The sequence below is a fragment of the Helicobacter winghamensis ATCC BAA-430 genome, from assembly GCF_028751035.1.
Taxonomy (GTDB): domain Bacteria; phylum Campylobacterota; class Campylobacteria; order Campylobacterales; family Helicobacteraceae; genus Helicobacter_D; species Helicobacter_D winghamensis.
This window is the reverse complement of sequence record NZ_CP063533.1, coordinates 476,733-501,454: the sequence shown is the minus strand read 5'-3', so window position 1 is coordinate 501,454 and position 24,722 is coordinate 476,733. Positions and strand designations below refer to the sequence as shown.

30 protein-coding genes and 1 tRNA gene are annotated in these 24,722 nt (G+C 35.0%); 6 read left to right on the top strand and 25 right to left on the bottom strand.

Translation table 11 applies throughout. The features are described from left to right. Window positions 1-60: 60 nt before the first annotated feature. A complete protein-coding gene (locus IP358_RS02655) occupies window positions 61-702 on the top strand; it encodes a MarC family protein (RefSeq protein WP_370523455.1) in 642 nt (213 codons plus the stop codon). Between the two features lie 21 nt (window positions 703-723). Here the strand turns inward: IP358_RS02655 and IP358_RS02650 are convergent, their stop codons facing one another. The 6 genes from IP358_RS02650 to IP358_RS02625 all read right to left on the bottom strand — a co-directional run bounded on the left by IP358_RS02650 (window position 724) and on the right by IP358_RS02625 (window position 8,657). Next, window positions 724-1,239 (bottom strand): c-type cytochrome, encoded by a 516-nt coding sequence (locus tag IP358_RS02650; protein WP_040498942.1) that lies wholly within the window; start codon window positions 1,237-1,239, stop codon window positions 724-726. Between the two features lie 9 nt (window positions 1,240-1,248). Next, window positions 1,249-4,716 (bottom strand): autotransporter outer membrane beta-barrel domain-containing protein, encoded by a 3,468-nt coding sequence (locus IP358_RS02645; protein WP_370525627.1) that lies wholly within the window; start codon window positions 4,714-4,716, stop codon window positions 1,249-1,251. 320 nt (window positions 4,717-5,036) lie between these two features. Next, window positions 5,037-5,124 (bottom strand) — tRNA-Ser (locus IP358_RS02640). A 70-nt stretch (window positions 5,125-5,194) separates the two neighbouring features. Continuing rightward, the gene (locus IP358_RS02635) at window positions 5,195-5,941 is read right to left on the bottom strand and encodes a fumarate reductase iron-sulfur subunit (RefSeq protein WP_006801823.1); all 747 of its coding nucleotides are present in this window, start codon (window positions 5,939-5,941) and stop codon (window positions 5,195-5,197) included. Continuing rightward, complete coding sequence (locus tag IP358_RS02630; protein ID WP_006801824.1) at window positions 5,938-7,911, bottom strand: fumarate reductase flavoprotein subunit; 1,974 nt, start codon at window positions 7,909-7,911, stop codon at window positions 5,938-5,940. The genes IP358_RS02635 and IP358_RS02630 overlap by 4 nt, the downstream gene beginning before the upstream one ends. Before the next feature lie 14 nt (window positions 7,912-7,925). Beyond that, complete coding sequence (locus IP358_RS02625) at window positions 7,926-8,657, bottom strand: fumarate reductase cytochrome b subunit (RefSeq protein ID WP_006801825.1); 732 nt, start codon at window positions 8,655-8,657, stop codon at window positions 7,926-7,928. Between the two features lie 201 nt (window positions 8,658-8,858). Between IP358_RS02625 and IP358_RS02620 the strand changes: the two genes are divergently transcribed. From IP358_RS02620 to IP358_RS02610, 3 genes are read left to right on the top strand one after another with little or no spacing between them, the layout of a single operon-like run. Further along, window positions 8,859-9,104 (top strand): NifU family protein, encoded by a 246-nt coding sequence (locus tag IP358_RS02620; RefSeq protein ID WP_006801826.1) that lies wholly within the window; start codon window positions 8,859-8,861, stop codon window positions 9,102-9,104. 26 nt (window positions 9,105-9,130) lie between these two features. After that, window positions 9,131-9,757 (top strand): hypothetical protein, encoded by a 627-nt coding sequence (locus IP358_RS02615; RefSeq protein ID WP_006801827.1) that lies wholly within the window; start codon window positions 9,131-9,133, stop codon window positions 9,755-9,757. A 19-nt stretch (window positions 9,758-9,776) separates the two neighbouring features. Next, entirely contained in the window at window positions 9,777-11,117 is a 1,341-nt protein-coding gene (locus IP358_RS02610) for a UDP-N-acetylmuramoyl-L-alanyl-D-glutamate--2,6-diaminopimelate ligase (protein WP_006801828.1), read from the top strand. Here IP358_RS02610 and ung read toward each other — a convergent pair. The 7 genes from ung to IP358_RS02575 are packed head-to-tail and all read right to left on the bottom strand — an operon-like array spanning window position 11,106 to window position 16,838. Continuing rightward, on the bottom strand, window positions 11,106-11,792 hold the full coding sequence (ung, locus tag IP358_RS02605; RefSeq protein ID WP_006801829.1) for a uracil-DNA glycosylase: 687 nt from the start codon (window positions 11,790-11,792) through the stop codon (window positions 11,106-11,108). The two genes, IP358_RS02610 and ung, sit on opposite strands and share 12 nt — an antisense overlap. 7 nt (window positions 11,793-11,799) lie before the next feature. Continuing rightward, complete coding sequence (locus IP358_RS02600) at window positions 11,800-12,783, bottom strand: hypothetical protein (protein WP_006801830.1); 984 nt, start codon at window positions 12,781-12,783, stop codon at window positions 11,800-11,802. A 22-nt stretch (window positions 12,784-12,805) separates the two neighbouring features. Then, window positions 12,806-13,954 carry a dihydropteroate synthase gene (gene folP / locus IP358_RS02595; RefSeq protein WP_006801831.1) on the bottom strand — a complete coding sequence of 383 codons (1,149 nt, stop codon included), beginning with the start codon at window positions 13,952-13,954 and terminating at the stop codon, window positions 12,806-12,808. An 8-nt stretch (window positions 13,955-13,962) separates the two neighbouring features. Continuing rightward, window positions 13,963-14,604, bottom strand: coding sequence for a DNA polymerase III subunit delta' (locus IP358_RS02590; protein ID WP_232086754.1), 642 nt, complete (start codon window positions 14,602-14,604; stop codon window positions 13,963-13,965). 7 nt (window positions 14,605-14,611) lie between these two features. After that, window positions 14,612-15,160 (bottom strand): HobA family DNA replication regulator, encoded by a 549-nt coding sequence (locus IP358_RS02585; protein WP_006801833.1) that lies wholly within the window; start codon window positions 15,158-15,160, stop codon window positions 14,612-14,614. Next, window positions 15,160-16,365: an aspartate kinase gene (locus tag IP358_RS02580; RefSeq protein ID WP_006801834.1), complete on the bottom strand. Its 1,206-nt coding sequence runs from the start codon at window positions 16,363-16,365 to the stop codon at window positions 15,160-15,162. The genes IP358_RS02585 and IP358_RS02580 overlap by 1 nt, the downstream gene beginning before the upstream one ends. After that, window positions 16,365-16,838 (bottom strand): RNA pyrophosphohydrolase, encoded by a 474-nt coding sequence (locus IP358_RS02575; RefSeq protein WP_006801835.1) that lies wholly within the window; start codon window positions 16,836-16,838, stop codon window positions 16,365-16,367. The genes IP358_RS02580 and IP358_RS02575 overlap by 1 nt, the downstream gene beginning before the upstream one ends. 52 nt (window positions 16,839-16,890) lie before the next feature. Between IP358_RS02575 and IP358_RS02570 the strand changes: the two genes are divergently transcribed. Both IP358_RS02570 and gatC read left to right on the top strand, forming a co-directional pair. After that, window positions 16,891-17,655: a TetR/AcrR family transcriptional regulator gene (locus IP358_RS02570; RefSeq protein ID WP_006801836.1), complete on the top strand. Its 765-nt coding sequence runs from the start codon at window positions 16,891-16,893 to the stop codon at window positions 17,653-17,655. Then, window positions 17,652-17,942, top strand: coding sequence for an Asp-tRNA(Asn)/Glu-tRNA(Gln) amidotransferase subunit GatC (gene gatC / locus IP358_RS02565; RefSeq protein WP_006801837.1), 291 nt, complete (start codon window positions 17,652-17,654; stop codon window positions 17,940-17,942). Before IP358_RS02570 ends, gatC begins: the two co-directional genes overlap by 4 nt. A gap of 187 nt (window positions 17,943-18,129) precedes the next feature. Here gatC and rplQ read toward each other — a convergent pair whose 3' ends face one another. The 12 genes from rplQ to rplR all read right to left on the bottom strand — a co-directional run bounded on the left by rplQ (window position 18,130) and on the right by rplR (window position 24,716). Then, window positions 18,130-18,480, bottom strand: a complete 351-nt coding sequence (gene rplQ, locus IP358_RS02560; RefSeq protein ID WP_006801838.1) for a 50S ribosomal protein L17 — start codon at window positions 18,478-18,480, stop codon at window positions 18,130-18,132. A 10-nt stretch (window positions 18,481-18,490) separates the two neighbouring features. Continuing rightward, the gene (locus tag IP358_RS02555; protein WP_006801839.1) at window positions 18,491-19,480 is read right to left on the bottom strand and encodes a DNA-directed RNA polymerase subunit alpha; all 990 of its coding nucleotides are present in this window, start codon (window positions 19,478-19,480) and stop codon (window positions 18,491-18,493) included. Between the two features lie 19 nt (window positions 19,481-19,499). Then, a complete protein-coding gene (gene rpsD / locus IP358_RS02550; protein ID WP_006801840.1) occupies window positions 19,500-20,126 on the bottom strand; it encodes a 30S ribosomal protein S4 in 627 nt (208 codons plus the stop codon). Between the two features lie 9 nt (window positions 20,127-20,135). Further along, window positions 20,136-20,528 carry a 30S ribosomal protein S11 gene (gene rpsK, locus IP358_RS02545; RefSeq protein WP_006801841.1) on the bottom strand — a complete coding sequence of 131 codons (393 nt, stop codon included), beginning with the start codon at window positions 20,526-20,528 and terminating at the stop codon, window positions 20,136-20,138. Between the two features lie 9 nt (window positions 20,529-20,537). Beyond that, window positions 20,538-20,906 (bottom strand): 30S ribosomal protein S13, encoded by a 369-nt coding sequence (rpsM, locus tag IP358_RS02540; RefSeq protein WP_006801842.1) that lies wholly within the window; start codon window positions 20,904-20,906, stop codon window positions 20,538-20,540. Window positions 20,907-20,917: 11 nt separating this feature from the next. Further along, complete coding sequence (gene rpmJ, locus IP358_RS02535; RefSeq protein WP_005022299.1) at window positions 20,918-21,031, bottom strand: 50S ribosomal protein L36; 114 nt, start codon at window positions 21,029-21,031, stop codon at window positions 20,918-20,920. A gap of 212 nt (window positions 21,032-21,243) precedes the next feature. Next, a complete protein-coding gene (infA, locus tag IP358_RS02530) occupies window positions 21,244-21,462 on the bottom strand; it encodes a translation initiation factor IF-1 (protein ID WP_006801843.1) in 219 nt (72 codons plus the stop codon). Window positions 21,463-21,481: 19 nt separating this feature from the next. Further along, the gene (gene map / locus IP358_RS02525; protein ID WP_006801844.1) at window positions 21,482-22,240 is read right to left on the bottom strand and encodes a type I methionyl aminopeptidase; all 759 of its coding nucleotides are present in this window, start codon (window positions 22,238-22,240) and stop codon (window positions 21,482-21,484) included. Then, window positions 22,241-23,500 (bottom strand): preprotein translocase subunit SecY, encoded by a 1,260-nt coding sequence (gene secY, locus IP358_RS02520; protein ID WP_006801845.1) that lies wholly within the window; start codon window positions 23,498-23,500, stop codon window positions 22,241-22,243. It lies immediately after the preceding gene. Continuing rightward, window positions 23,500-23,901: a 50S ribosomal protein L15 gene (gene rplO / locus IP358_RS02515; protein ID WP_006801846.1), complete on the bottom strand. Its 402-nt coding sequence runs from the start codon at window positions 23,899-23,901 to the stop codon at window positions 23,500-23,502. The genes secY and rplO overlap by 1 nt, the downstream gene beginning before the upstream one ends. A gap of 9 nt (window positions 23,902-23,910) precedes the next feature. Next, window positions 23,911-24,351, bottom strand: a complete 441-nt coding sequence (gene rpsE, locus IP358_RS02510; protein ID WP_006801847.1) for a 30S ribosomal protein S5 — start codon at window positions 24,349-24,351, stop codon at window positions 23,911-23,913. Window positions 24,352-24,359: 8 nt separating this feature from the next. Continuing rightward, the gene (gene rplR / locus IP358_RS02505) at window positions 24,360-24,716 is read right to left on the bottom strand and encodes a 50S ribosomal protein L18 (protein ID WP_006801848.1); all 357 of its coding nucleotides are present in this window, start codon (window positions 24,714-24,716) and stop codon (window positions 24,360-24,362) included. Between the last annotated feature and the right edge of the window lie 6 nt (window positions 24,717-24,722).

Sequence of the window (24,722 nt, the reverse complement as noted above, 5' to 3'; positions counted from 1 at the left end):
AACACTTGCGTAATTTTTCACATAAATGCTAGAATCCAAAATTACTTTTAAAGGTGCAAAATGTTTGAAAACATAGAATCTGTTACCTATATCATTGGTGTGGCAACTGTTACAATCATTGCCGTTTTAAACCCTTTTGGCAATCTCCCCTTATTTATTGCAATGACAGAACAAGTTCCCATTCGCCTACGCCAAAAGCTTTTTCGTAATATTTTATGGGTGGCGTTTTTGATTGTTTTGCTTTTTTTATTTAGTGGTTCTTTTATTATGCAATATCTTTTTCGCGTTAATTTAGATAGTTTGCGTGTAGCAGGTGGTTTAGTCATTGGCGTAATGAGTTTAAAAAACTTACTTTTTTCTCAAACACAGCAAGATTTTTCTAACTACAAAGATTTAGAATTTAGCGAGCTTTTAAAACATAGCGTTATTCCTATGGCATTTCCTATGCTTGTAGGACCGGGAACTTTATCTACGGTGATTATTATTGCTGAGAAAAGCAATATGCTTATTGCAGCTGGAGCAGTGATTACAGCATTTGTGTTTTTACTAATTTTATTTTATTTTTCTGCTATGATTGAAAAAATTTTAGGGCACTTAGTGCTTTTCGTTCTTTCACGCATTTCATTAATCTTCATCGTGGCAGTTGGAATCCAAATGATTGTTACGGGGCTTCAAGGAATGGGAGTTATAAAACTCCCTTAAAGAAGCTTCTAAAACTTATTTTTACTCCATCTCCTTATGCCCTAAATCTGTAATATACTCTGCTAGTTGTTTGATTTCTTCTTTAGTGTATTGGTATTCATCCATTACTGCAAACATAATAAAGTTATTTCCCGGTGTTCCTCCTTTATCACTTGCATAATCAATAAGTCTTTGATACACATAATCTTTTAGCATTGCACCAATAAGTTGTGTTTCTCTACCTCCAGGTGGAGCTTTTAATCCATTTGCTCCATGACAGATAGAACAATTTTGTTTATATTCTTTACTAGGATTAAAATTGTCTTTTGCTTGTGCAAGATTTAAACTTCCTAATAAACATAATCCTAAAAAAGAAGTTAGTGTTGTTTTAAAGACTTCATAGGAAGTCTTTTTGTTTTGTTTGTTGATTTGTTTAACTTGTTTTATTTGTTGTTTGCTTTGTTTATTTTGTTGTAAAGCCTGCTGTATTTGATAGCTTAGACTTTTGTTTTGTTTTATTTGTTTCTCTTGTTGTAAAGTTAGTATTATTCTTTGCATTTTCTCTCCTTACCACCAATATCCAATTCTAGCAAAGGCAGTATGTCCTTGAATATCTTTTGCAAAGTTTCCTTGATAGTTTAGACTTAACTCTACATTATCTCCTAGAAGTTTAACAAGACCAAATTGCACATAATAAGAAGTATCTGGAAGTTTAATATCTCTTGTAGCAAACAAAGGATTTGCTAATGTCTCTCCTGCAATTTTCATTTGACTTTTTGCATCATCATAGAGTCTAAACTTAGCTCCTAGTGCTGCATTAAAGCGTGTAGTTTGATTATAAGCGTGATGGAATCTTAATCCTGCAACCCCTTCTAAGAGATTAATTGTTGTTTTATCATAATATTCTGTAAGCTTTGTATGTTTAATCTCATAAGAATCTACTGCCATTCCTGTATAGATTAAACCTAACTCTGGTGTCCAATAACTATTAGTTAAGACATTATAAATATTAACTCCAGCTCTTAGTTCTGCTCCATAATTTAATGAATCAAAGTCAAAATCATCTTTATAAGAATCACTATCTATCATAGAGACATCACTCTTTGTAGTTCCTAGCATTGTATTAAGACTAACATAGAGTTCTTTATTAGAAAATCTATGGAAGGCATTGTAATAAGTTAATCCTGCTAAATAACTTGTGCTATCTGTATCTGTGCTTGTTGTGTTGTTTTCTCTCTTAGAGTTTTCTAAATTAATATAAAAGCCATAAACTCCATAATTAGAATTTAATTGTCCTCCAGCTAGCAATCCATAACTATTTGTTTTTGTGGTGCCTAATCCTAAAGATTTATCTTTAATGTAATTATAATAAGGCACTGCATAAGTATAAAGATCACTTTCTTTTTTATTTTGCTTAATAAAAATATCATCTAAGGCTCTTAAGAGATCTAAATCTGTATAGCCTTTATTGATTTCATCATAGAGTAAAGCATCAGATGCACCAGCTTGTGCATAAGTAGCATAAGTAGTAATTTGTTCATCTGTGGCATAAGCTTCTAAGTTAGTGTTATTTGAAACATTGCTTAAAGTGTTATTCCCTGAAGTGTTGCTTGCAGGATTTGTCAAAGCATTTATATTACTTACATTACTAGCAATATTTGTATTACCTGGGTTACTAGTATTATCCAATAGATTTATATTATCATTTAAAGAATTCTTTGCATTATAACTCAAGAGATTATTATTGGTATGATTTTTTAAATTATTACTAGAAAGATTCTTGTTTGTAGGATTGTTATCTAAAGAATTATTCTTTGAAGCATTTTTAGAATGATTATAAAGAGCATAAGCTACTTGTTCTTTTAGAGTATTATAGCTTGAGAGATTAGTATGCTCTGTTCTAAAAGTTTTAGTAGAGATTTCTTTAAGGGTGTTAAAGGTTTGTGTCATATTAGTATTTAGTGCATTAATTTGATTAGAACCAATAGTGGAGCCGGGAGTATCATCATTAACTTTTAATTCACCAATTAAACCATCTGCTTGAACAACAGGTGCAATAGTATCTCCACCACCAACACTAAGTTTAATGACTTTTCCTTCATGGAGTAAGGTTGCAAAGTTACTTTCTCCATTAGCTCCTGCTCCCCCTTCAATAAAATGTCCTGCTACATTATGTCTGCCGTCTTTATCATAGATACTGATTTTTCCATCTTTAAGATCCTTTTCTTCTTCAGGGGTTAAAACAAGGTATTGGACATAAGAGCCTTTAGCGAAGATTTTATCATCGCCAAAGAGGGTGATGGTTCTAGGAATCTCTTTACCATCTACCCATTGTGTTGAGCGAATAATGTTACCATTAACATCAAAATATGAGCCAAAAGCTACTTTATTTAAATTCTGCTCTCTTGTGCCGTCATTCCCACCATTTCCTGTATCTATTACAATTCTACCATTACCCTCTTTTTCTCTAAAATCCCAGCCGTCAATTGCTATTTTTCCACCATTTATGTTTTTAAAGTGTGCATCAGTGCCAACATTGCCATCTTTTCCTCCACGTAGAAATTTAATGCCGTTTATATTTTTATCTCCATCCCAATTAACATTCCTTACAGCAAGAGTTCCTCCAATGTTGTCAATGGTTTGTTGGATAGTCAATCCTTGCTCGGTTTGACCACTAACATCCAAATACCCCCTATTTGTAATCTTTCCAGAGACTAGGTTGTTAGTGCCATAGTCAAGCCCTATTCCATCAGGGAAATATCTGTCATTATAGATACTAAAGTGATCTTTTTCACCAACTTTAATATCTCCTGTCATCTTAGCATTTCCTGCAAGTGATAGAAAACTCAGACTAGCTAGCTGATTTTGCACATAAATATTTCCACTCATTTCTGCTTTATCACCTATTAAATAAAATCCTAAACTATTTCTGTTGTAATGTTTTCTGTATGCATCAACAATCTCTTTATCTCCCCCCTTTATAGTTATATCGCCTTCTATTTTTCCATTGTCTGAAATGATATGAAAAAAAGAATCATACCAACTTGTACTTGCACCTAAAAGAGATCCACTATCTTTTTCTATTTTAATTTCCATATTTTGTGTATCATCTTCAAGAGTTATATTTCCTGTGATTTTCCCTCCACCATTTAAAAATATTTTTGCGCGACTTGCCCCTTTGGTGCTAATATCTGCTGCTATTGTTCCATTGGTAGTTTCAATATAAAGATCATCTGTTGCAAAACTTTTTCGACCATTACCATTACTCGCTATGTCAAAAATAGGATTACTAACACCATAAAATCCTATTTTTCCATTAATTATTCCTTCTTTAAATTTAATTTTAAGGGAGCCATAATCAGTTGTTATGCCTTTGTTGATATTTAAAGTGTCCGCTTCAATCTCCAAATGCTGTTTATTTTCAATCTTACCAATAGTTAAAGAATCACCCTTAAGCTTAAACAAATGAAAATGTGCAACATTGCTGTATTCAATAAACTTTGTTATTATGTTTAGCCAATCCTTATCTGGTGAAATTACAAACCCAAACCCTGCATCTCCATTAGAAGTAAGATTTGCTATTTTAAGATTATTAAATTTCATTTCTGTTGTTGTAAATAATCTTGTTGGTTTTTGATTTTGATTATTGTATTTCTCAATATCAATCCCCTGATGACTAAGTGTTAGATTATCAACCTGTGTTTTCCCTGTTAAATCTACACTCCCACCAGCGCTAGTATCGTGAAATTGACTACCAACTTGAACTCCAGTCTTAATTGTATTGCTAGTTTGCAATTGATTAGCACTAGATCTTGCTGAAGGATTTTTAATATTTGAAGCAATAATTTGTGGAACAGATTTTTCATCATTTGATTGTGCATAAGCTTGCGAGTGAAAGATAAAAGTAGAAAGTGAAGTTGCAAGAACGCTATAATAAATTGCCTTGCTAGTAAATGGAGCTAAATATCTCTTAAATGCCCCCCCCCCCGCAGGAATATCAATCATATTAGAATGATTATTCAATGTTTTTTCCATTATTTTTCTCCTTTGTTTGAAGTGTGATTTTGATTTTAAACCTTGCCATTTTATAATAAATTCTTTTAAATTTTAAGTGATATTGTTACTATTTTTTAAATGAAATAAAAATCATTTTTATTATGTAAAGAAAAATATAAAAATAAATTCCATATTATAGGGATTTATTAAGTTTTATAAAAAGATTAAGTATATTTTATAAATTTAATTTAGAAGTTACATTTGGTAACGAATTTAAAAAATAACAATATGAAAGGTTGTAAGAGATGTGTTTAAAAATAAGTGGTAATTGTAATAAAGAATTAAAAAGTTTAAAATTCTGGCAGAGAGGAAGGGATTCGAACCCTCGAAGACTTGCACCTTACACGCGTTCCAGGCGTGCTCCTTCAACCACTCGGACACCTCTCTAAGAAAAGGGAATTATAACTAAAAAAGATAAATCTTATCTTTGAATCCCAAAAAGGGATTCTTTATTTTATTATTTGACGACTGCCATTTTGCGGCGCAAATAAGCGATTTTACTTTGTAATGGCAGGTTTTTTGGGCAAACATCGTGGCAAGCAAGCAAGCTCATACAGCCAAATACACCATTATCATCGCCCACTAGCTCATAATAATCTGCATCACTTCTTTCATCGTGTGGATCTAGCATAAACCTAACCACGCGATTAAGCCCAGCTGCTCCTACAAAGTCTTCACGCATAAGCTTTGTTCCACAAGAAGCAATACAGCAACCACATTCAATACATCTATCTAGCTCAAACACTTCTTGTGCGACTTCAGGCTCCACACGGTCTTCAAGCTGACACATATGTTCTTCACTCTTTTCTTGAGCGTGAATCCAGCTCTCAACGCGCTTGCTCATTCCATTAAACCAATTTCCTGTATCCACAGATAAGTCTTTAATCAACTTAAATGCCGGCAAAGGCATAAGCGTAATCACACCATCTGGGAAGTCTTTTGTAAGCGTTCTACAAGCAAGTCTTGGACGCCCATTAATCATCATTCCACAACTTCCACAAATCCCCGCACGACATACAAAGTCAAAGCTTAAATCTGGGTCATACTGCTCTTTAATCATATTTAACACAATGAAAATTGTCATAGAATGCGCTTCTTTTAGTTTATACTCCACAAAGTGTGGCTTTGAAACCGCACTATTTGGGTCAAACTTTAACACTCTAATTGTTAGCTCTCTATTGCTGCTTTGCACTGCTCCACTCATTGTTTATCTCCTATTCTTTCATTGCGTGCTTTGTAATACGCTTGTAGCTCAAATGGCATTAATGCTTCTTGGATTTCATAGCGATCTTTACCTTGTGCTTCCATATCTGCACGAATTTTGTCAATTTGCTCTTGGCGTTTTAGGCTTTCTGGGTTTTCAATAATCATTCCCTTTGCTCCATATCCACGGAATCCTGGCGCAATTTCCATTGTAGAAATCTCAATGTCTTCATAAGTTAGTGTTGGCATTGTTTGGTTTGGATCTTCCCAACTTGCTAATGTGCGCTTTAACCAATTCACATCATCGCGTTTTGGGTAGTCTTCACGGCTATGCGCTCCGCGTGATTCTGTTCTATCAAGAGCACCTTTTGCAACACAAAGAGCGAGTTTTAGCATTTTTGGCACACGATAAGCTTCTTCTAATTCTGGATTTGCCGATAAACGCTTGGTTTTGATTCCAATATTTTTACTTCTAATATAAAGCTGCTCAAGCTCTTTAACAGCAGAATCTAAATGCTCTCCGTCTCTAAAGATTCCAACTTTATCGCCCATAATTTGACGCATTCTATCTTTAATATCAAACACATTTTCTGTGCCTGTATTCTCTACAATGCTTTCAAGATATTTTTGCTCTTTATTGATGAAATCTTCCACAACTTTCGTGTCAATTTCCGCATAACTTCCCATACAATTTTCAGCAAAATAATCGCCAATAATCATACCGCTAACCACTGCTTCACTTACAGAGTTTCCACCTAAGCGGTTAAAGCCGTGTAAATCCCAGCACGCAGCTTCTCCTGCTGAAAATAAGCCTTTAAGTGCGGTTTCGCCCTTAGCATTTGTGCGGATTCCACCCATACAATAATGTTGCATTGGCTTAACAGGCGCCCATTTTTCTGCTGGATCAATTCCTGCAAAACACTCACAAATCTCTTGCACATCACGCAAGTTTGTTTCAATATGCTTGCGTCCTAAGATAGAAATATCAAGCCACAAATGCTCTCCATAAGGTGAGCTTACACCTTTGCCCTCGCGGATTCTTTGAATCATTCTACGGGAAACAACATCACGGCTTGCAAGCTCTTTTTTCTCTGGCTCATAATCTGGCATAAAGCGATAACCATCAACATCACGCAATACACCACCATCGCCGCGACAACCTTCTGTTAGCAAGATTCCACTTGGAAAAAGTCCCGTTGGGTGAAACTGCACTGCTTCCATATTGCCAAGCTTTGCAATTCCTGTTTCTAACGCGATTGCTGTTCCTGTTCCCTCACAAATTACAGCATTTGTTGTGTCTTTATAGATTCTGCCATAACCACCTGTTGCAATCAAAGTTCCTTTTGCAACATAACCGATAAGCTCACCATTAATGAGATCCCTAACAACAGCGCCATAGCATCTTCCATTTTTGTGGATTAATGCGATTGCTTCTTTTCTATCGTGAATATCTACGCCGTGCTTTAATGCTTCATTAGCTACTGCAAAAAGCATTGTATGCCCAGTTGCGTCTGCTGTGTAGCAAGTTCTCCATTTTTTTGTTCCACCAAAATCCCTTGAGTGAATTAATCCGTGGCGGAAGTCTTCTTCTGTGATTGTTGTTTTTTGTGCATTAATAACTGCTGTTCTATCGCCTTTTTTAATCCTTGTCCAAGGCACCCCCCAAGCTGCAAGTTGGCGGATTGCTTTTGGTGCTGTTGTTACAAACATTCTTGCAACCTTTTGATCACAACCCCAATCGCTTCCTTTAACTGTATCCATAAAATGCAAGTCTTCATTATCTCCATCACTCATTTTTGAGTTACCAAGACTTGCTTGCATTCCACCTTGTGCTGCTGCGGAGTGGCTTCGTTTAACTGGAATTAAACTTAAAACAATCGTGCTTAACCCCTTTTCCTTACAGGCTACTGCTGAACGCAATCCTGCCAAACCACCGCCAATTACTAACGCATCGCAATATACTATATTCATCTAAACTCTCCTTATTATAGACTCTTGCCTAAAGCAATCCAAGTAAAGTCTGCAATAAATGCAATGACACCAAGCACAATAAAAATTGCAAATACAGCAATCTTTACATTGCGTCTTTTAATGTTGCTTTGCGCAGTTGTTGGGGCTTCTAACGGAATCCATTTAATAATAACACGATACATCCCAATGCTTGCGTGCAATACCATCACCACCAAAAGAACCAAATAAAACTCTGCTAAATTTCCATCTACAAAGCGAGTTGCTGAAGTTAGAGCGTTAATCTCAGTAGAAACCGCAAGAATTGTAACAAGATGCGCTCCACCTAAGAAGAATAATGCAAAACCTGTTAAGAATTGTAACCACCAAAGCGTTGTATCACAATGCTTCATTAAAGATTTATGCGTTTTAAACAACATTAATTGCTGGAAGTTTGCAGGAAACTTGCGCATTGCCAAAAATGCGTGTGCTACAAAAAATACACTAATGACAACCACCACTAATGTCGTCAATAATGGAATCCCATGTCCTCCAAAAATAAATGAACCCTCACTAAATGCCACTACTGCATCAAATGCATCTGGTCCAAATAAAATAGAAGATGTAAAACACATATGAAACAAAATAAACACCGCAAGAACAACACCTGTAATGCTTTGCCATAAATCCCAACGCGCAGGATTTCTTCTTTTTTTGCGTTCTGAAGTTACCTTTAAGTAACTCTCAATTACTACTTCATCATTTTGCATAAATTCCTCCTAAAGCAGATAATCAGTGCTTCCGCACACAGCATAAAACCTAAAAACTCGCAATTATAAACAATTTTTAGATAAAATTAGATTAAAGTTTTTTAAGTTATTTTTTATATCAACTTAAGCAAAGTTTAGTAATATCTCACGCCATAAAAAATACTAAGAAAATCTAGTCTAAACATTTTTTAAGGATAATCTATGCTTCCATTTAGCGATACAGAATTATTAAAACCCGTAGAAGCTAGCATTGATAAAGTCCGCCCTATGCTCATAAAAGATGGCGGCAATGTAACACTAATTAAAATTGAAAATGGTAAAGTGTATGTGCGTTTAGAGGGAGCCTGTAAGGGCTGTCCTAGTAGCACACAAACACTAAAATTTGGAATTGAACGCACACTAAAAGATGATATTCATCCAGATATTGAAATTATTAGCGTTTCCTAAGATATTTCGCAAGGATTTGAAAAAATTTGACAACACAGCAATTAAGACTTTATACTAATTTTAAGACAAAAGCCAAGCGTGCCTTTGTTGGGCGCAACTATACACAGGCGCTAACATTACTTTCTTATGCGCATTCTTTAAATTTGGATTCCAACCTTGATACAGATTCTAAAGAATCTCTAGTGCTAAAAACACTCTGTGCTTTAACAGATATGGCAATAGAACATGAAGAAGAAGCACGCGCACTTTTTGACTACTATCAAGTAATTGCCAAAAAAAACAAAAGAAATCTTAAAGAAAGCCCAGAAGAAATCATCTTAGATATGGTGCAAAATTTTGATCAAAACATTTATGCGCTAAATCTTGCTATCTCTCACTTAGAAAATATTGAAGTGGATAAAAATGATGGGATTTTATATGAGGATTTTGAAAATTTGGAGAAAAAAATTGGTTTTAAAGAAGCCTTTGTAGATTTAATGTTTAGCACAAAGATTATTTTCACAAGCAAAAATGAATTTTTATTTTTTATGAAAAATCTTGTAAAACACGGCTTTAAAGACATTGCACTCCATTATTTTGAAAGTATCGGCAATAATCTGTTTTTTGATAAAGATTTTGCCAAACTCTATCAAAAAATCCTACAAAATCCCTAAAATCTCTTAAGGAATAATGATGCGCTATAATTTAGATTCCAACTTTTCAAACTCCCATATACGCTTTATTAGCGATGATTCTAGAGAGGTTTTAAGCAATGAATGTAATGCGAAAAATTGTGCATTTTTAATCACAAAAAGCAATAAATGCTATCTTAAAAACGCTAAAGAAAATGGCTTTGAAATCTTTATCACTCCACAAGATTTAAAGCAATTTTTAGATTTAAACTTGAAAATTATCGCAATCACAGGCACAAATGGCAAAACTACAACTGCTGCGATGATTTATTCTATCTTGCTTGATTTAGGGTATAAAGTCGCGCTTTTAGGAACAAGGGGATTTTTTATTAATGGAGTAAAAAAACGTGAAAAAGGGCTTACCACACCTTCTTTACTAGAGATTTATAGTGCCATTACTGAAGCAAGAAAAGAGAATTGCACATATTTTGTAATGGAAGTAAGCTCCCACGCAATCGTGCAAGAACGCATTGAAGGGTTAGAATTTACACTAAAAATCCTAACAAACATTACAAGTGATCATTTAGACTACCACAAAACGCTAGAAAATTATATCGCTACAAAAAATTCCTTTTTTTTAAGTCCGCTAGACTTAAAACTTATTAACAAAGATGAGCCAAACGCTCGTTATGCTTTACAAAAAGCAATCACTTACGGAATAGAATCCCCAGCAACTTTTCAAGTAAGGGCTTATAGCCTAAAAGATGGAATCACCGCGCAAATTGCCTATGGCAAGGAAGAATCCTCCTTGCAATGCTCTCTTTTTGGCAAGCACAATCTCTACAATGCTCTTGCTGCAATTAGTGCGGTAAAACTTTTAGAAAATGAGCCTTTACAAGAGATTTGTGAAAAGCTAGAAAACTTTGGTGGCGTTTTGGGGCGTATGCAAGTGGTTTCACAAAACCCATTAATCATCGTGGATTTCGCACACACTGAAGATGGAATGGAAAAAATCTTTCAATCTTTTCCACATAGAAAAATTGCTGTTGTTTTTGGTGCAGGCGGCGATAGAGATAAAACAAAGCGTCCAAAAATGGGCTTATGTGCTGCAAAATACGCACAAAAAATTTATATCACAAGCGATAATCCACGCAGTGAAATCCCAAGTGCAATTATCCAAGAAATTTTTAATGGAATTCCACAAACTTTAAGAGAAAAACTAGAAATTTACTTAGAAGAAAATCGTGCTAAAGCCATTAATATGGCAATTAGCGCATTAAAAAGTGATGAAGTATTGTTAATCTTAGGCAAGGGCGATGAAACCTATCAAATTATCGGTGATTCTACCTTGCATTTTGATGATACAGAAGAAGCGCAAAAGGCACTTGCTCTAAAAATCTAGATTCCAATTAATTGGTGTTTTACCTATGCTTTGCAAGTAAGTATTTGTTTTAGAAAAATGCTTACAACCCATAAATCCACTTCGCGCTAAAGGCGATGGATGGGCAGCTTCTAGCACACAATGCCTTTTTGTGTCAATCAAAGTTTTTTTAGACTTCGCATAATTCCCCCATAATAAAAATACGATTCCATCTTTTTGCTTGCTTAAAGTTGCAATCACAGAATCTGTAAATTGTTGCCAACCAAAATGCTGATGAGAAGCTGGCTTATGTGCTTCCACACTTAAAATACTATTTAAAAGTAACACGCCTTCCCTAGCCCAAGCACTCAAATCTCCACTTTTGCTTTGTGGAATCCCTAAATCCGCTTCAAGCTCTCTGTAGATATTGCGTAAAGATGGCGGAATCCTAACTCCCTGTGGCACAGAAAAAGACAGCCCCATTGCTTCATTAGGATTATGATAAGGATCTTGCCCTAAAAGCACAACTTTTACTTTTTCAAAGGGTGTAGAATTAAAAGCATTAAAAGTTAGATTTGCTGGGGGATAAATCACTGCTCCTTTAGATTTTGCTTCCACATAATGTTTTTTAATCTCTAAAAAATATGGGGATAGAAACTCTTTTTCTAGGGCTTTTTTCCAACTTTCTTCAATTTTAATAGAATCTAATTTTATCATTTTAAGCCTATTTTGGACGATTATCGCGCATAATAATATTAAAGCGTTGCAAGATTAAAGGATTACTTGCAATATCAAAATGTTCCACAACATACTGCACATCGCGCTCTTCCAGAACTTTTAAGGCTTCTTTAATAATCTCCCCAAAGGCTAATTCATCTTCTTGTGCAATTGCTTCACCCACTTTTTTAATATATTGCTTAATGAGTGCTTTCTCTTCTTTCTCTCGCTCCTTATCACGCAATAACACGCGCTCCATATGTTTTAAAACCTGAAACTTTTTAGCTTTCAATTGCTGTCGCTTATAAGCCCCAGTTAAAGCCATAATACGCTCAATAATTGCGTCTTTTTCCTCATCATTTTCATAAAATTCCTCATAACTTTCATACATCATATCCGGATAATAATCGTGGATAATAGAAAACTTTTGCTGTGCGATTCTGCTAAAACTCGCTTGATTGCTTTGAATGCGCATTTTTTGAATACTTTTGCGCAAAAATGCGACATCCCCACGCCTAGAACTATAAAATCTCATTTGTTCAAATTTCTCTTGAGGCGGATAAAACTCACATAATCTCTCAATTTCTGCCAATAGCTCTTCTTGATATGCTCTATATGCAACCTCTACAATTTGTGTCATCTGCCTATAACGCTTATCACTAGATTGCGATAACACAAGCTCAATGGTTTCATTTAAACCATATTGATCAAAAATCTTTTCAATTGCATCATAAAGGGCTGTAAAGTTGATTAACTCTCCAGAAATCGCATAATAAATCTTCCCAACTTCGCTCTCAATATGACTTGCATCATCTTCATTGGCAATTTCAACAACTTCATTTTGCTTGATTGCTTCCAAATAATCTGTAATCCTTGTCTTACTATTTTGCTTAAATAAACACTCCAATTCCAAGGTTTGCATCTTATCTAATGTTTCTTTGGAATGTCCATACTGCATTAAATGCGTAATTATCTCATTGCGACTCAACACAATTTCTCCCTAAAAACTTCACCTAAAATTCCTGTAAATTAACATTTTGGATTGCCTGCCATACTTTTAAAGCTTGCAAATGCTCAAAAGTATCGTGGCAACGGATAATACTTGCTCCGTGATTTAAAGATTCTAGATGGATTGCCAAAGTGCCAGCTAGGCGATCTTCCACCAAACAAGGCGCAATTTTATCAATCATACTTTTACGACTTGCACCAACCAAAAGTGGATAACCAAAATGTAAAAAATGTCCCAAATGCTGGATCAAAGCGCAATTATGTTCTAGTGTTTTTCCAAATCCAATTCCAATATCAAGGATAATTTTTGTGTTATTTTGCTCTAACAAAGCCGCAATGCGATCAGCAAAAAATGTATCTATTTCTAAAAACAAATCCTTATAATTAGGGTTTTCCTGCATTTCTTTTGGGCTTCCTTGCATATGCATTACCACACATTGACAATCATACCCTTTGACTGCTTCTAGCATTTTTGCATTGCGAAATCCTGTAATATCATTAATCATCGTAAAACCATAATCTAAGCATTTTTTCGCCACACTCGGAGTGTAAGTATCAATGCTTAAAATTGCATTTTCATAGATTTTTTGGCACTTAATAAACTCTAAAATCTCTTTTAATCTTGTGTGTTCTTCCTCTTCACTCACCCAAGAACTTCCCGGACGCGTGCTTGCCGCTCCAATATCTAGAATATGCACGCCTTGTTCTAGCATTTTTAAAATCTCTGTTTTAGCGCTTTTAGAAATCTTGCGTGATTTTTCATAGAAACTATCTGGAGTAATATTGATAATCCCCATAATCTTTGGTGTGATTTTATGGAATCCTAAATGCGATTCCAACTCTTGTGCGACCTTTTTTAACCCAAAAGGCTGTATTTTTAATTTTTTCAAAAGTGCCTTTGCTTGCGCGCGTGTTAGCATTAAGATACCACTATAAAATTCTCTTGTATAAAGAATCGCGTCTTTTGGCAAGGCAAAATCCGCCCCAACTGCCAATGCTTCTTGTTTTAAAATATGTGCTGCTGGGACTTTTAAATCCTTAATTAAAAAATTAAAAACCCTATCTTTATTGCACAAAATTCCATAGCCCACACTATCACAATTTAATTGTTCCAAAGCAAGTTTAGAATTCTCTAAATACTGCACAAAAGCCATTATTACTCCTAGTTTTTAAGCGTTGCATTTAGTTGTTGCTTCTTTTTGCGCAAAACAAGAAGTAAAAGCACAGCAAAAATATTGCTTGTACTTTCATATTGATCTTCCCAAGATATTGCCTTTTCAAAAAGTTGAGTCTCTTTGTTAGAAAAACTTAAGCCATACTTAATGGAATCTAAATACAAACTCTGTATTTCATCTTTTAGAAGCGGATTGTTAAATTCTTTTTCACGCTCTTTTAGAAACTGATATATACTCTCCAAATTTAATGTTTTAAGGGAAATTGGAAAATGTGGCAAGCGTTGCGCTTTAGCGTGATTAATGATAGGCATTCTTGAGCGAATTGTAGGTAAAAGCAAAGATTTCATTTTAGCATAAATAACAAAAATCGTGCCACTTGGTGGCTCCTCAAGCACCTTTAAAAGCGCATTTTGAGCATATAAATTATAACTTAAAGCTGCAATTAGAATCTGTTTCGTCCCTTTACTTGCAATATAACTCTCATCAATGATAGAACGCGCAGTGTCAATATCCAGCTCATTAGAGCAAAATAAACGCGTATTTTGAGGATCTTGCGTGCTAAAATAAGCACTTGCACTCTCTATGGGATCATTAACTAACTCAATATGCCCAATTTTTATCATCTCCATCTTATACCTAATCTAATCGCACATTACCAAACATCACTGCTTCAAGAGCTAAATTAAAAATTTTATACATCTGTATTAACTTAATATCCACTAAAATATCTGTTGATTGCAGTGTAAAACTATTTTGTAAATTTGTATCAAACATCCACAAAAACCCATCTTCTTGACTTAAAGCAAGCTTTGCACGCAGGGCATCATTACGCCCTACATACCAAAAGCCATATTTTTGTGAGAAAATATTACCAAAGTAGTCGTGAATAAGTGCGATTTCCATCTCATCTTTATGCGAGATTTTATCAATTTTTGGAAAAAGTGCATTAATAGCAATTATAGGTACATATGGACGATTATTAGAGCGGTTAATAGATTGCACCACATAATGCATAAACCATTCTCTTTCATAATCTGTAACCAAAATCAAACTCTCTCCATTAAAGATTTTTTGCAATGCACGCTTTAAGAGTGGAATCCACTCAAATTTACGCTCTTCAAGCCAAGTAGGATGACTTGCATCGTGACGCAAAGTTTGCAAAACCCAACTGGATAAATCTTGCATTATTTATCAAGTGCATACACACTATGAAGCGTGCGGATTGCAAGTTCTGAATATTTAAGCCCAATAATCATAGAGATTTTAATCTCACTTGTGCTAATCATCATAATATTAATATTATCTTCTGCTAGAGCTTGAAATGCCTTTGCTGCCACACCACTATGGGATTTCATTCCCACACCAACAATAGAAACTTTAGCAATATCAGAGTCATAATCAATGCTTTCCACATTACTTTCAAATGCTTTTAAAACACGCTTTGTGTTTTCTAGCTCCACTTCAGGGATAGTAAAATCCACATCTGTTTTACCATCACGCCCGATAGTTTGAACAATCATATCTACATTAATATTTGCTTCTGATAGTGCGCCAAAAATTTCTGCCGCAATCCCAGGTCTATCTTCTACATTACAAATGCTCACTCTTGCTTGATTTTTATCTAATGCGATTCCGCTTACAATTGGGTGTTCCATAATTTCTTCTTCCTTTGTAATTAATGTTCCTTCGTTGTGATTAAAACTATTTCTTGTAACTAAATTAACATTGAGTTTTTTTGCCATTTCAACAGAGCGATTTAGTAAAACTTTTGCCCCCATTGAAGCAAGCTCTAGCATTTCGTCATAACTGATTTTATTGATCTTTTTTGCTTTAGGTTCAATTCTTGGATCTGTTGTATAAACTCCATCGACATCTGTGTAAATCTCACACAAATCTGCCTGCAATGCTCCAGCCAAAGCAACAGCAGAAAGATCACTTCCGCCACGCCCTAGCGTTGTAACATCGCCTTGCTGCGTAACACCTTGAAATCCAGCAACAACGACAATATAATCTTTCGCAAGCAAATCATTTAAGCGCATTGTATCAATAGATTCAATCCTTGCCTTTGTATGCGAAGAATCTGTAATCATTCCCGCTCCCCTTCCACTAAGAGAAATCGCCTTATATCCTAACTCTTCTAATGCAATGGCAAGTAAAGCACTTGTTACACGCTCCCCAGCACTTAACACCATATCCACTTCACGCGTATTAGGAAGTCTTGAAAAAAACTGCGTATAGCCTAAGAGCTTATCTGTTTCACCACTCATTGCTGAAACCACAACAACAACGCTATTTCCAGCTCTTTTTGCTTCAATCACGCGTTTTGCAACATTTTGGATTCTCTCACAATCCCCAACACTTGTTCCGCCGTATTTTTGAACAATCAACATTATAAATAACCCTTTCTTCTAAAGTATTCCAAAACCTGCCTATAAACAGGACGCTTAAAATATGTTATGTGGCCAAACAATTCCTCCATTTGCACAAATTTATATGCATCAAACTCTGGCTCTTTTGTATTAATATTAATCTCACTTTGTTCTTGCAAACGCACCAAAAAATATTTTTGAATTTGTCCATCATAAGGATACATTTTTTTTACAACTTGACTTGGAAAGTCATAGCTAATCCACTCAGGGTATTCTGCAACAATATCAATCTTATCCGTTCCTATCTCTTCTTTTAGCTCACGAAATAAAGCCTCCCTTGGTGTTTCTGATTTATCAATTCCTCCTTGCGGAAACTGCCAAGCATTTTTAATATCTGTGCGACTTGCGATAAATAACTCACACACTAAGGGATATTTAGAGGAAAGGACTATGGCGGCAACATTTGGGCGATATGTTTTTGTTTCTTTTTTCACTTGCCATTCCTTACACAAAATATTTTGGTAATGATAATTTAAAAGTTTTTAAATGCAGTTGATATTAAGTTCTTTTTTTATAGAATTGCAAGCATATTACATTTTGTATCATAAGGGGGTAGGCTTGGTTCAAGAATCCAAAAAAGATTTAATCACCACCAAAAGACGCATTTCAAGCAAAGCAAACAAAATTAAATACAAAGAAAAACAAGAAAAAATCCTAAAAATTGCTTGGAAATTCTTTTTGCAATATGGTTATAAGAAAACGAGTTTGCAAATGATTGTCAAAGAAACAGGCGGTTCCTTAGCTACAATTTATAAGTTTTTTAAGGATAAAAAAACGCTTTTTTCTGAAGCCATTAGGGAAAATGGACAAGATTTTATAGATTCTTTAGACAAAGACTTTACTGAAGTGATGGCTTCGCAAGTAAATTTAGAAAAATACTTCTATCGTATTAGTGTGCGTCTTATCCAACAACTTTTCAATAAGGATAATATTGCCTTTAATCGTCTAATTATTATTGAAGGCTACGAAAACCCAGAATTAATCGAAATCTTTCACCATATTGCCGTAGATCGCACACGCCACTTCTTTTTAAAGGCATTAGAAGATTACAACACTACGCATAACATAGGAATTAAAAACATTAATGAGAGTTTGCGCGTTTTTACAAATCTTATTATTGAACCTTATCTTATTGATGCAATTATGATTCCAAATTATACTTGCCCAAATGAAGATGAAATCCATTGCACTGTAACGCGCGCAATTAAAATTTTTATGCTCTATCTTAAACATTACAAGGATATCAAATGACTATTGACACAGCATTATTAAATAAACTTACAAGACTTGGCGGAATCACTCTAGAAGATGAAAAGCTGGAGATAACAAAAAATCACTTAAGTGAAATTGTAAATTTTGTAGAAAACATTAATGCACTTGAGCTAGATGCGATTCCAGCCTCTTTTAATCCACTAGATTCCAAACTTCCTATGCGCGAAGATATTGTAGAATTCAAACCAGAAATCGCCAAAAGCGTACTAGATAATGCTCCAAGCACAGAAGACAACTTCTTTATTGTTCCAAAGATTATTGAGTAAATTTCACACTTTCCATATTTAAAAGAAATTGGAATCCAAAATGGATTCCATAATTATGACTCAAACTGCACAATCACCCTATTGACAAAAAACAGCTCTAAGTATGCAAGCTGATAAAAACGAAAAAGTCAAGAAAAGATATATTTAGAGGAAGAATAAGATTCCAATGCGGAATCTTATTTAGAAATTATACAAGTTCAATAAATGCCATTTGAGCAGCATCGCCTACTCTTAGTCTTGTTTTGATAATTCTTGTGTAACCACCATTTCTGTTAGAATATTTTGGAGCAATTTCTGTTACAAGCTTCTTAACAGATTCTTTATGTTGCAAATGTGAGAATACTAAACGATGTGCCATAGAATCCCCTGCTCTTGCCTTTGTAATTAATTTTTCAAAATAGCTTTGTAATTCTTTTGCTTTTTGCAAAGTAGTTTCAATTTTACCGCTAGCAATTAAAGCTAAAGATAAATTTTTTAACAAAGCCTTTCTATGAGAGCTTGTGCGCCCTAGCTTTCTATATCCATGTCCGTGTCTCATTTTTTATCCTTTAGTTAGAAAATTTTTTCTTAAGTAGAGCGGCTAAATCTTCTGCAATTACTTTACCAATAGGATAACCCAACTCTTCTAATTTTACTGTGATTTCATCTAGTGATTTTTTGCCTAGATTTTTAATGTTTTTAATCTGATCTTCACTCAATAATACAAGTTCACCTAAATACTTAATGCCAGAACGATCTAAACAATTAAAGCATCTTGCGCTAAAGTTCAAACTATCAATACTTTGAGATAATACCCTAATTTCAGGGCTATCTTCCTCTCCCAAGCTAACTTCAGGAACTTCTATATTTAACTCAGAATTAAAAATCGCCATTTGTTTATGCATAACACTTAGAGCATTTTTAAATGCAGTCAAAGGTTCAATCTGCCCATCTGTCTGAATATTAAATACTACTTTTTCGTAATTTGGATCGTCTTCCACAAGCACATTTTCCGTATCATATGTTACACTTGTAACAGGGGTAAAATATGCATCCAATGGCATATATCCTTCTGAAATCAGATTCCTAATGTCCTCACTTGGAACATAACCGATTCCTTTACGCACAATAATAGAAAAATTCAAAATTGCATCTTCGTTAATGGTTGCCAAATGAATATTAGGCGTTACAATATCAACTAAATCATTTTTTAAATCCTCACCTGTAATAACTTTTGGACCTATAAATTTATAGTCAATACTAACACTCTCGCTATCGTCTTTTACCTTAAAACGAATTGTTTTAAGATTTACAATGAAATGTGATACATCTTCCACTACACCGCGCACAGAATCAAACTCGTGAGCCACACCTTCAATTCTTAATGCAACTGGAGCAAATCCAACCGAACTTCCAAGCAATAAACGACGTAAAGGATGCGCTAGAGTAATTGCGTATCCTGCCTCAAAAGGATACGCTGTAATCTCTATTTTGTTGGCACCAACTTCTTTGACTTCAATTTTTGTTGGAATATGCGGAGAAGTTTTAATACTTTTCATACTAACCCTTTCCTACAAATTATTTAGAATACAACTCAACAATGAGCTTTTCTTCAATTGGAATAACTACCTCTTCGCGCTCTGGAAGGCGTGTAAAGATTCCAAATACTTTATCCTGATCCACATCTACCCAAGGAGCAATTCCTGTTTGTTTTGTCAATTCAATTGCTCTTTGAACTTGCGGATTCTTTTTAGTTTTTTCGCAAATCTCAACTTTTTGTCCAACGCCAACTAGCGCAGAAGGAATATCGAGCTTTTTGCCATCTACTAAAATATGTCCATGCACAACAAGCTGTCTAGCAAATCTTCTTGTTGTTGCAAATCCCATTCTATAAACAACATTATCCAATCTTCTTTCAATAAGCTTCACTAGATTTTCTCCAGTGTTCCCCTCTAATCTATTCGCTTCTACGAAAATTGCACGAAATTGTTTTTCAGAAACTCCATACATCATCCTTGCTTTTTGTTTTTCACGCAACTGGATTCCGTATTCTGAAATTTTTCCGCGTCTTTGTCCGTGCTGACCCGGACCATAAGGACGCTTATCTAAAGCACTTTTTCCCGCTAATCTACGCTCACCTTTCAACGCAAGACTAACGCCAAATCTTCTTTCAATCTTTTCAACAGGACCTCTATATCTTGCCATTATCTCTCCTTACACTCTTCTTCTTTTTGGCGCGCGGCAACCATTATGTGGCAATGGTGTAACATCTTTAAACCATAAAACCTTGATTCCTTCAATACTTCCTAAGCTTTTCACAGCAGTTTCACGACCACTTCCTGGACCTTGAATTTTTACTCCAAGCTCTTTAATTCCATGCTCTTTTGCCTTAGAAACTGCATCTTCAACCGCTTGTTGTGCCGCATAAGGAGTTGATTTTTTACTTCCTTTAAACCCTAATGCACCCGCTGTGCTCCAGCAAATCACATTACCCATTTCATCTGTGATGGTTACGCTTGTATTGTTAAAAGCAGCAGAGATATGAATAATACCCCTTGCAATATTCTTTTTAACTACTCTTTTTTTATTTACATTTCTTTTAGCCATTATTTACTCCTATTTTGATGCACTACCAACTGTTTTTCTCTTGCCTTTTCGTGTTCTTGCATTATTTTTTGTTGTTTGACCACGAACAGGAAGTCCTTTACGATGTCTTAAACCGCGATAGTTTCCTAAGTCCATAAGAGCTTTAATGTCCATTGTAACTTTTTTGCGCAAATCACCCTCTACGATATGATGAGCTTGAATTTCTTTTGCAATTGAAGAAACTTCATCCTCACTAAGGTCTTGAACCCTTTTGTCATAAGAGATTTTTACTGCATTTAAAATATCTCTTGAAGTCTTTAAACCTACACCATAAATGTAAGTCAAAGCATATTCAATTCTCTTTTTTTTGGGTAAATCAACACCAGCAATTCTCGCCATTATTTTTCCTTTTAACCTTGTCTTTGTTTATGTTTTGGATTCTCGCAAATTACTCGAATCACGCCTTTTCTTTTAATAACCTTGCATTTGTCGCACATTTTTTTGACAGAAGGTCTAACTTTCATAGCTTACTCCTACTTCTAAGGCTACGCCTTATAAAATACTGCGTCTATGGGAATTCCCACACATCACTTTGGAATGCTCTAAATTTAATTATCGCTTCCTAAAATAGGCATTGAGTTTATAGTCCTCCAAGGCATTTCCAAACACCTAAACGACTGTGCAAAACAAAAATTTTGCAATAAAGATTTGATTATACTTAAAAAGTTATTAAAAACTACTTATATCTAAAAGTAATTCTGCCCTTATCTAAACTATAAGGTGTGAGTTCAATTTTCACCTTATCGCCTTGCAGAATTTTAATATAATGCATACGCATACGCCCTGCAATATGACACAAAATAATATGCCCATTTTCAAGCTCCACACGAAAAGTTGCATTAGGCAATGCTTCCTTTACGATTCCATCCACTTCAATTACATCATCTTTTGCCACTGTACTACCTTTTTTATAATTATTCTACGGATAGAATCTCCGCCTTTCCATTAATAATTGCGACTGTATGCTCATAATGGCTACCCCTTAAACCATCTACTGAAACAACACTCCAATCATCCTCTAAAATCCTTGGCTCTCCATCTTTTTGGCAAATCATAGGTTCAATGCAAAATACCATTCCTTCTTTGATTTTGTCGCCTTGCTTGGCTTTTTTTCCTTCCAAATAATTAGGGATCTCCGGCTCTTCATGTGGTCTTCTACCAATTCCGTGCCCACAAAAACCACGCAAGGGGACATATCCATATTCTAAAATAAATTGCTCTAAAATTGCACTCAATTCCTTAAAGTGCATTCCTGTCGTAATTTGAGAAATTGCAAAATACAAAGCATCTTTAGAACAAGCAATCAAACGCTGATCAGCTTGTGAAATTTCACCAACACCACAAGTTATCGCTCCATCACCATACCATCCATCAAGTTGTGTTCCAATATCAAGCCCCACAATATCGCCAACTTGCAATTTATAATCTGTGGGGATTCCGTGAATAATCACTTCATTAACAGAAGTGCAGACAGAACCACTGAAGCCATACAGACCCTTAAAAGATGGAATCGCGCCACAAGAACGAATCATATCCTCACACATTTTATCCAACTCTTTTAGTGCAACTCCAGGCTTAATTTGACTTTTTAAGTGATTGAGCGTTTTGCCAACAATTCTATTTGCTGCCCTAAGCGCTTTAATTTCATTAGGCTTTCTAATTGCAATTGCCATTTACAAGCCTACTGCACTTAGAGTTTTGTATTTGTTCATATAAATCTGTGCTTCAATCTTGCGCATTGTATCTACGGCAACCTGCACAACAATAAGCACCGCTGTCCCTCCAAAATAAAAAGGCACGCCAGAGGCTTTGACTAAAATCCAAGGCAATGTCGCAATTAAAGCTAAATATAAAGCCCCCCAAAGTGTTAACCTACTCGCAATATCTGTTAAAAAATTTGCAGTGCCTTCACCTGGTCGGATTCCTGGAATAAAGCCACCCTGTCTTTTTAGATTCTCCGAAATATCTTTTGGATTAAATACAATAGAAGCATAAAAATATGCAAAAAACATTACAAAGAAAAACATTAGCACATTATAAGTATAACCATTAGGATTTAAAAAATCCGCAATTTGCATAACAACGCTATTTGAAGAACTTTGCAAAATTGTACTAGGAAACATCAAGAGTGCAGAAGCAAAAATAGGCGGAATCACTCCGCTTAAATTCATCTTGATAGGAATATAATTCATAATACGCTTATCTTGATTTTGCATTACAACTTTACGAGAATAAGAAACTGGGATCCTTCTTTCCCCAAGCTCAATATAAATGATACAGCCCACCGTAATAATGATAATTGCAGCAATAAACAATAATACAATCCAACTAATTTGATTTGTATTGACAAGATTAAATGTTCCAGCAATAGCACTAGGAATTCCAGATACAATCCCACTAAAGATAATTAGACTAATTCCATTCCCAATTCCTCTTTGCGTGATTTGCTCACCAATCCACATCAACAACATTGTTCCACAAAGCATTGAAAGTGCAGAAATTGCAATAAATACATTCATATCAATCATTATTGCGCCATTTGCCCCCGTTCCCAAACTCTTTAAACCAATGGACACACCGACAGCCTGAACAATCGTAATTCCAATAGTTGCATAACGGATAATTTGCATATATTTTTGCATACCATCGCGTTCTTTTTTCATTTTACCAAGATTTGGAAAGGTGGAAGCCAAAAGTTCCATAATAATGGATGCAGTAATATAAGGCATAATTCCTAGTGAAATGATACTAAGTCTCTCCACAGCATTACCGCTAAACATATTAAATAAACCCAGTGCATTAGAAGCGTTATTGTCAAAAAATGATTTAATCACCATTGTATCAACACCCGGTACTGGAACATATGCCAACACGCGGTAGGCTAAAAGAAAGCCTAGCGTAATAAGAATCTTATTGACAATTGCTTTATTCATTATTTTTGTCCGCTTGTTGTAATTCTCTCATCTTTAATTTTTGATGCAAGATTTTTAGCCTCTACACCAATCAGTTTAATTTTTGTTGTGTAAGATGGGAATTTATGCACACCCTTGATGCTCTCAAAAGTAATTTCCATTAAACTTGCTACTGCTTTGATAGCATCTACATTAATTACATAAGGCTTTTCAATGCGACTAGTAAAACCAATTTTTGGCAAACGACGCTGTAAAGGCTGTTGACCACCTTCAAAACCTCTTTTTTGTTTAGAACCTGTTCTTGCAGTTTGTCCTTTACCGCCTCTTGTGGAAGTTTTACCCATACCACTACCTTGTCCACGCCCTACTCTTTTAATTTTTTTTACACTGCCTCTAGCAGGTGCTAAATTTTCTAATGCCATACAATCTCCTTATGCTTTTACCTTAGAAAGGGCTTCAATAGTTGCACGCACAACATTATAAGGATTATTTGACCCTAAAGACTTTGTTAAAATATCCTTAATTCCTGCCTTTTCTAACACTGGACGCACTGAACCGCCTGCAATTACGCCTGTTCCTTCACTTGCTGGCTTTAGCAATACAATGCTTGAATTGTATTTTTCTTGCACATCATGAGCAATTGTAGTTCCTTTAATATTAACTTTAATAATATTTTTAAAGGCATCATCAATGGCTTTTTTAATCGCGTCTGGAACTTCTTTTGCTTTACCTAAACCGAAACCTACCAAGCCCGCCTTATTTCCAACAACAACTAATGCATTGAAGCGGAATCTGCGCCCACCTTTAACCACCTTCGTAACACGCCCAATATTTACAACATATTCTTCAAACTCTTCTCTATTAATTTCCATAATTACCCCTACAGATTAATTCCGTTTTCACGGAGAGAATCAGCAAAACTTGCAACAACACCATGATACAAATAGCCATTTCTATCAAAAAGAACTTTAGAAATATTTACCTTTTTAAGACTATCTGCAAATGCAGCAGCAATTTTTTTCACATCTTCTTTATTATTTTTTAAGCCCATTTTTTTACCATCAACACTTGCTAGAGTTACGCCCTTTGTATCATCAATCGCTTGAGCATAAAAATATCTGTTTGAGCGAAAGATACTTAATCTTGGAGTTGTAGCACATCCAAAAACTTTTGCGCGAATTCTAAGCTTTCTTTTAAGTCTTAAACTTCTTTTTTGTCTAATAATTTTATTTGTCATTATCTA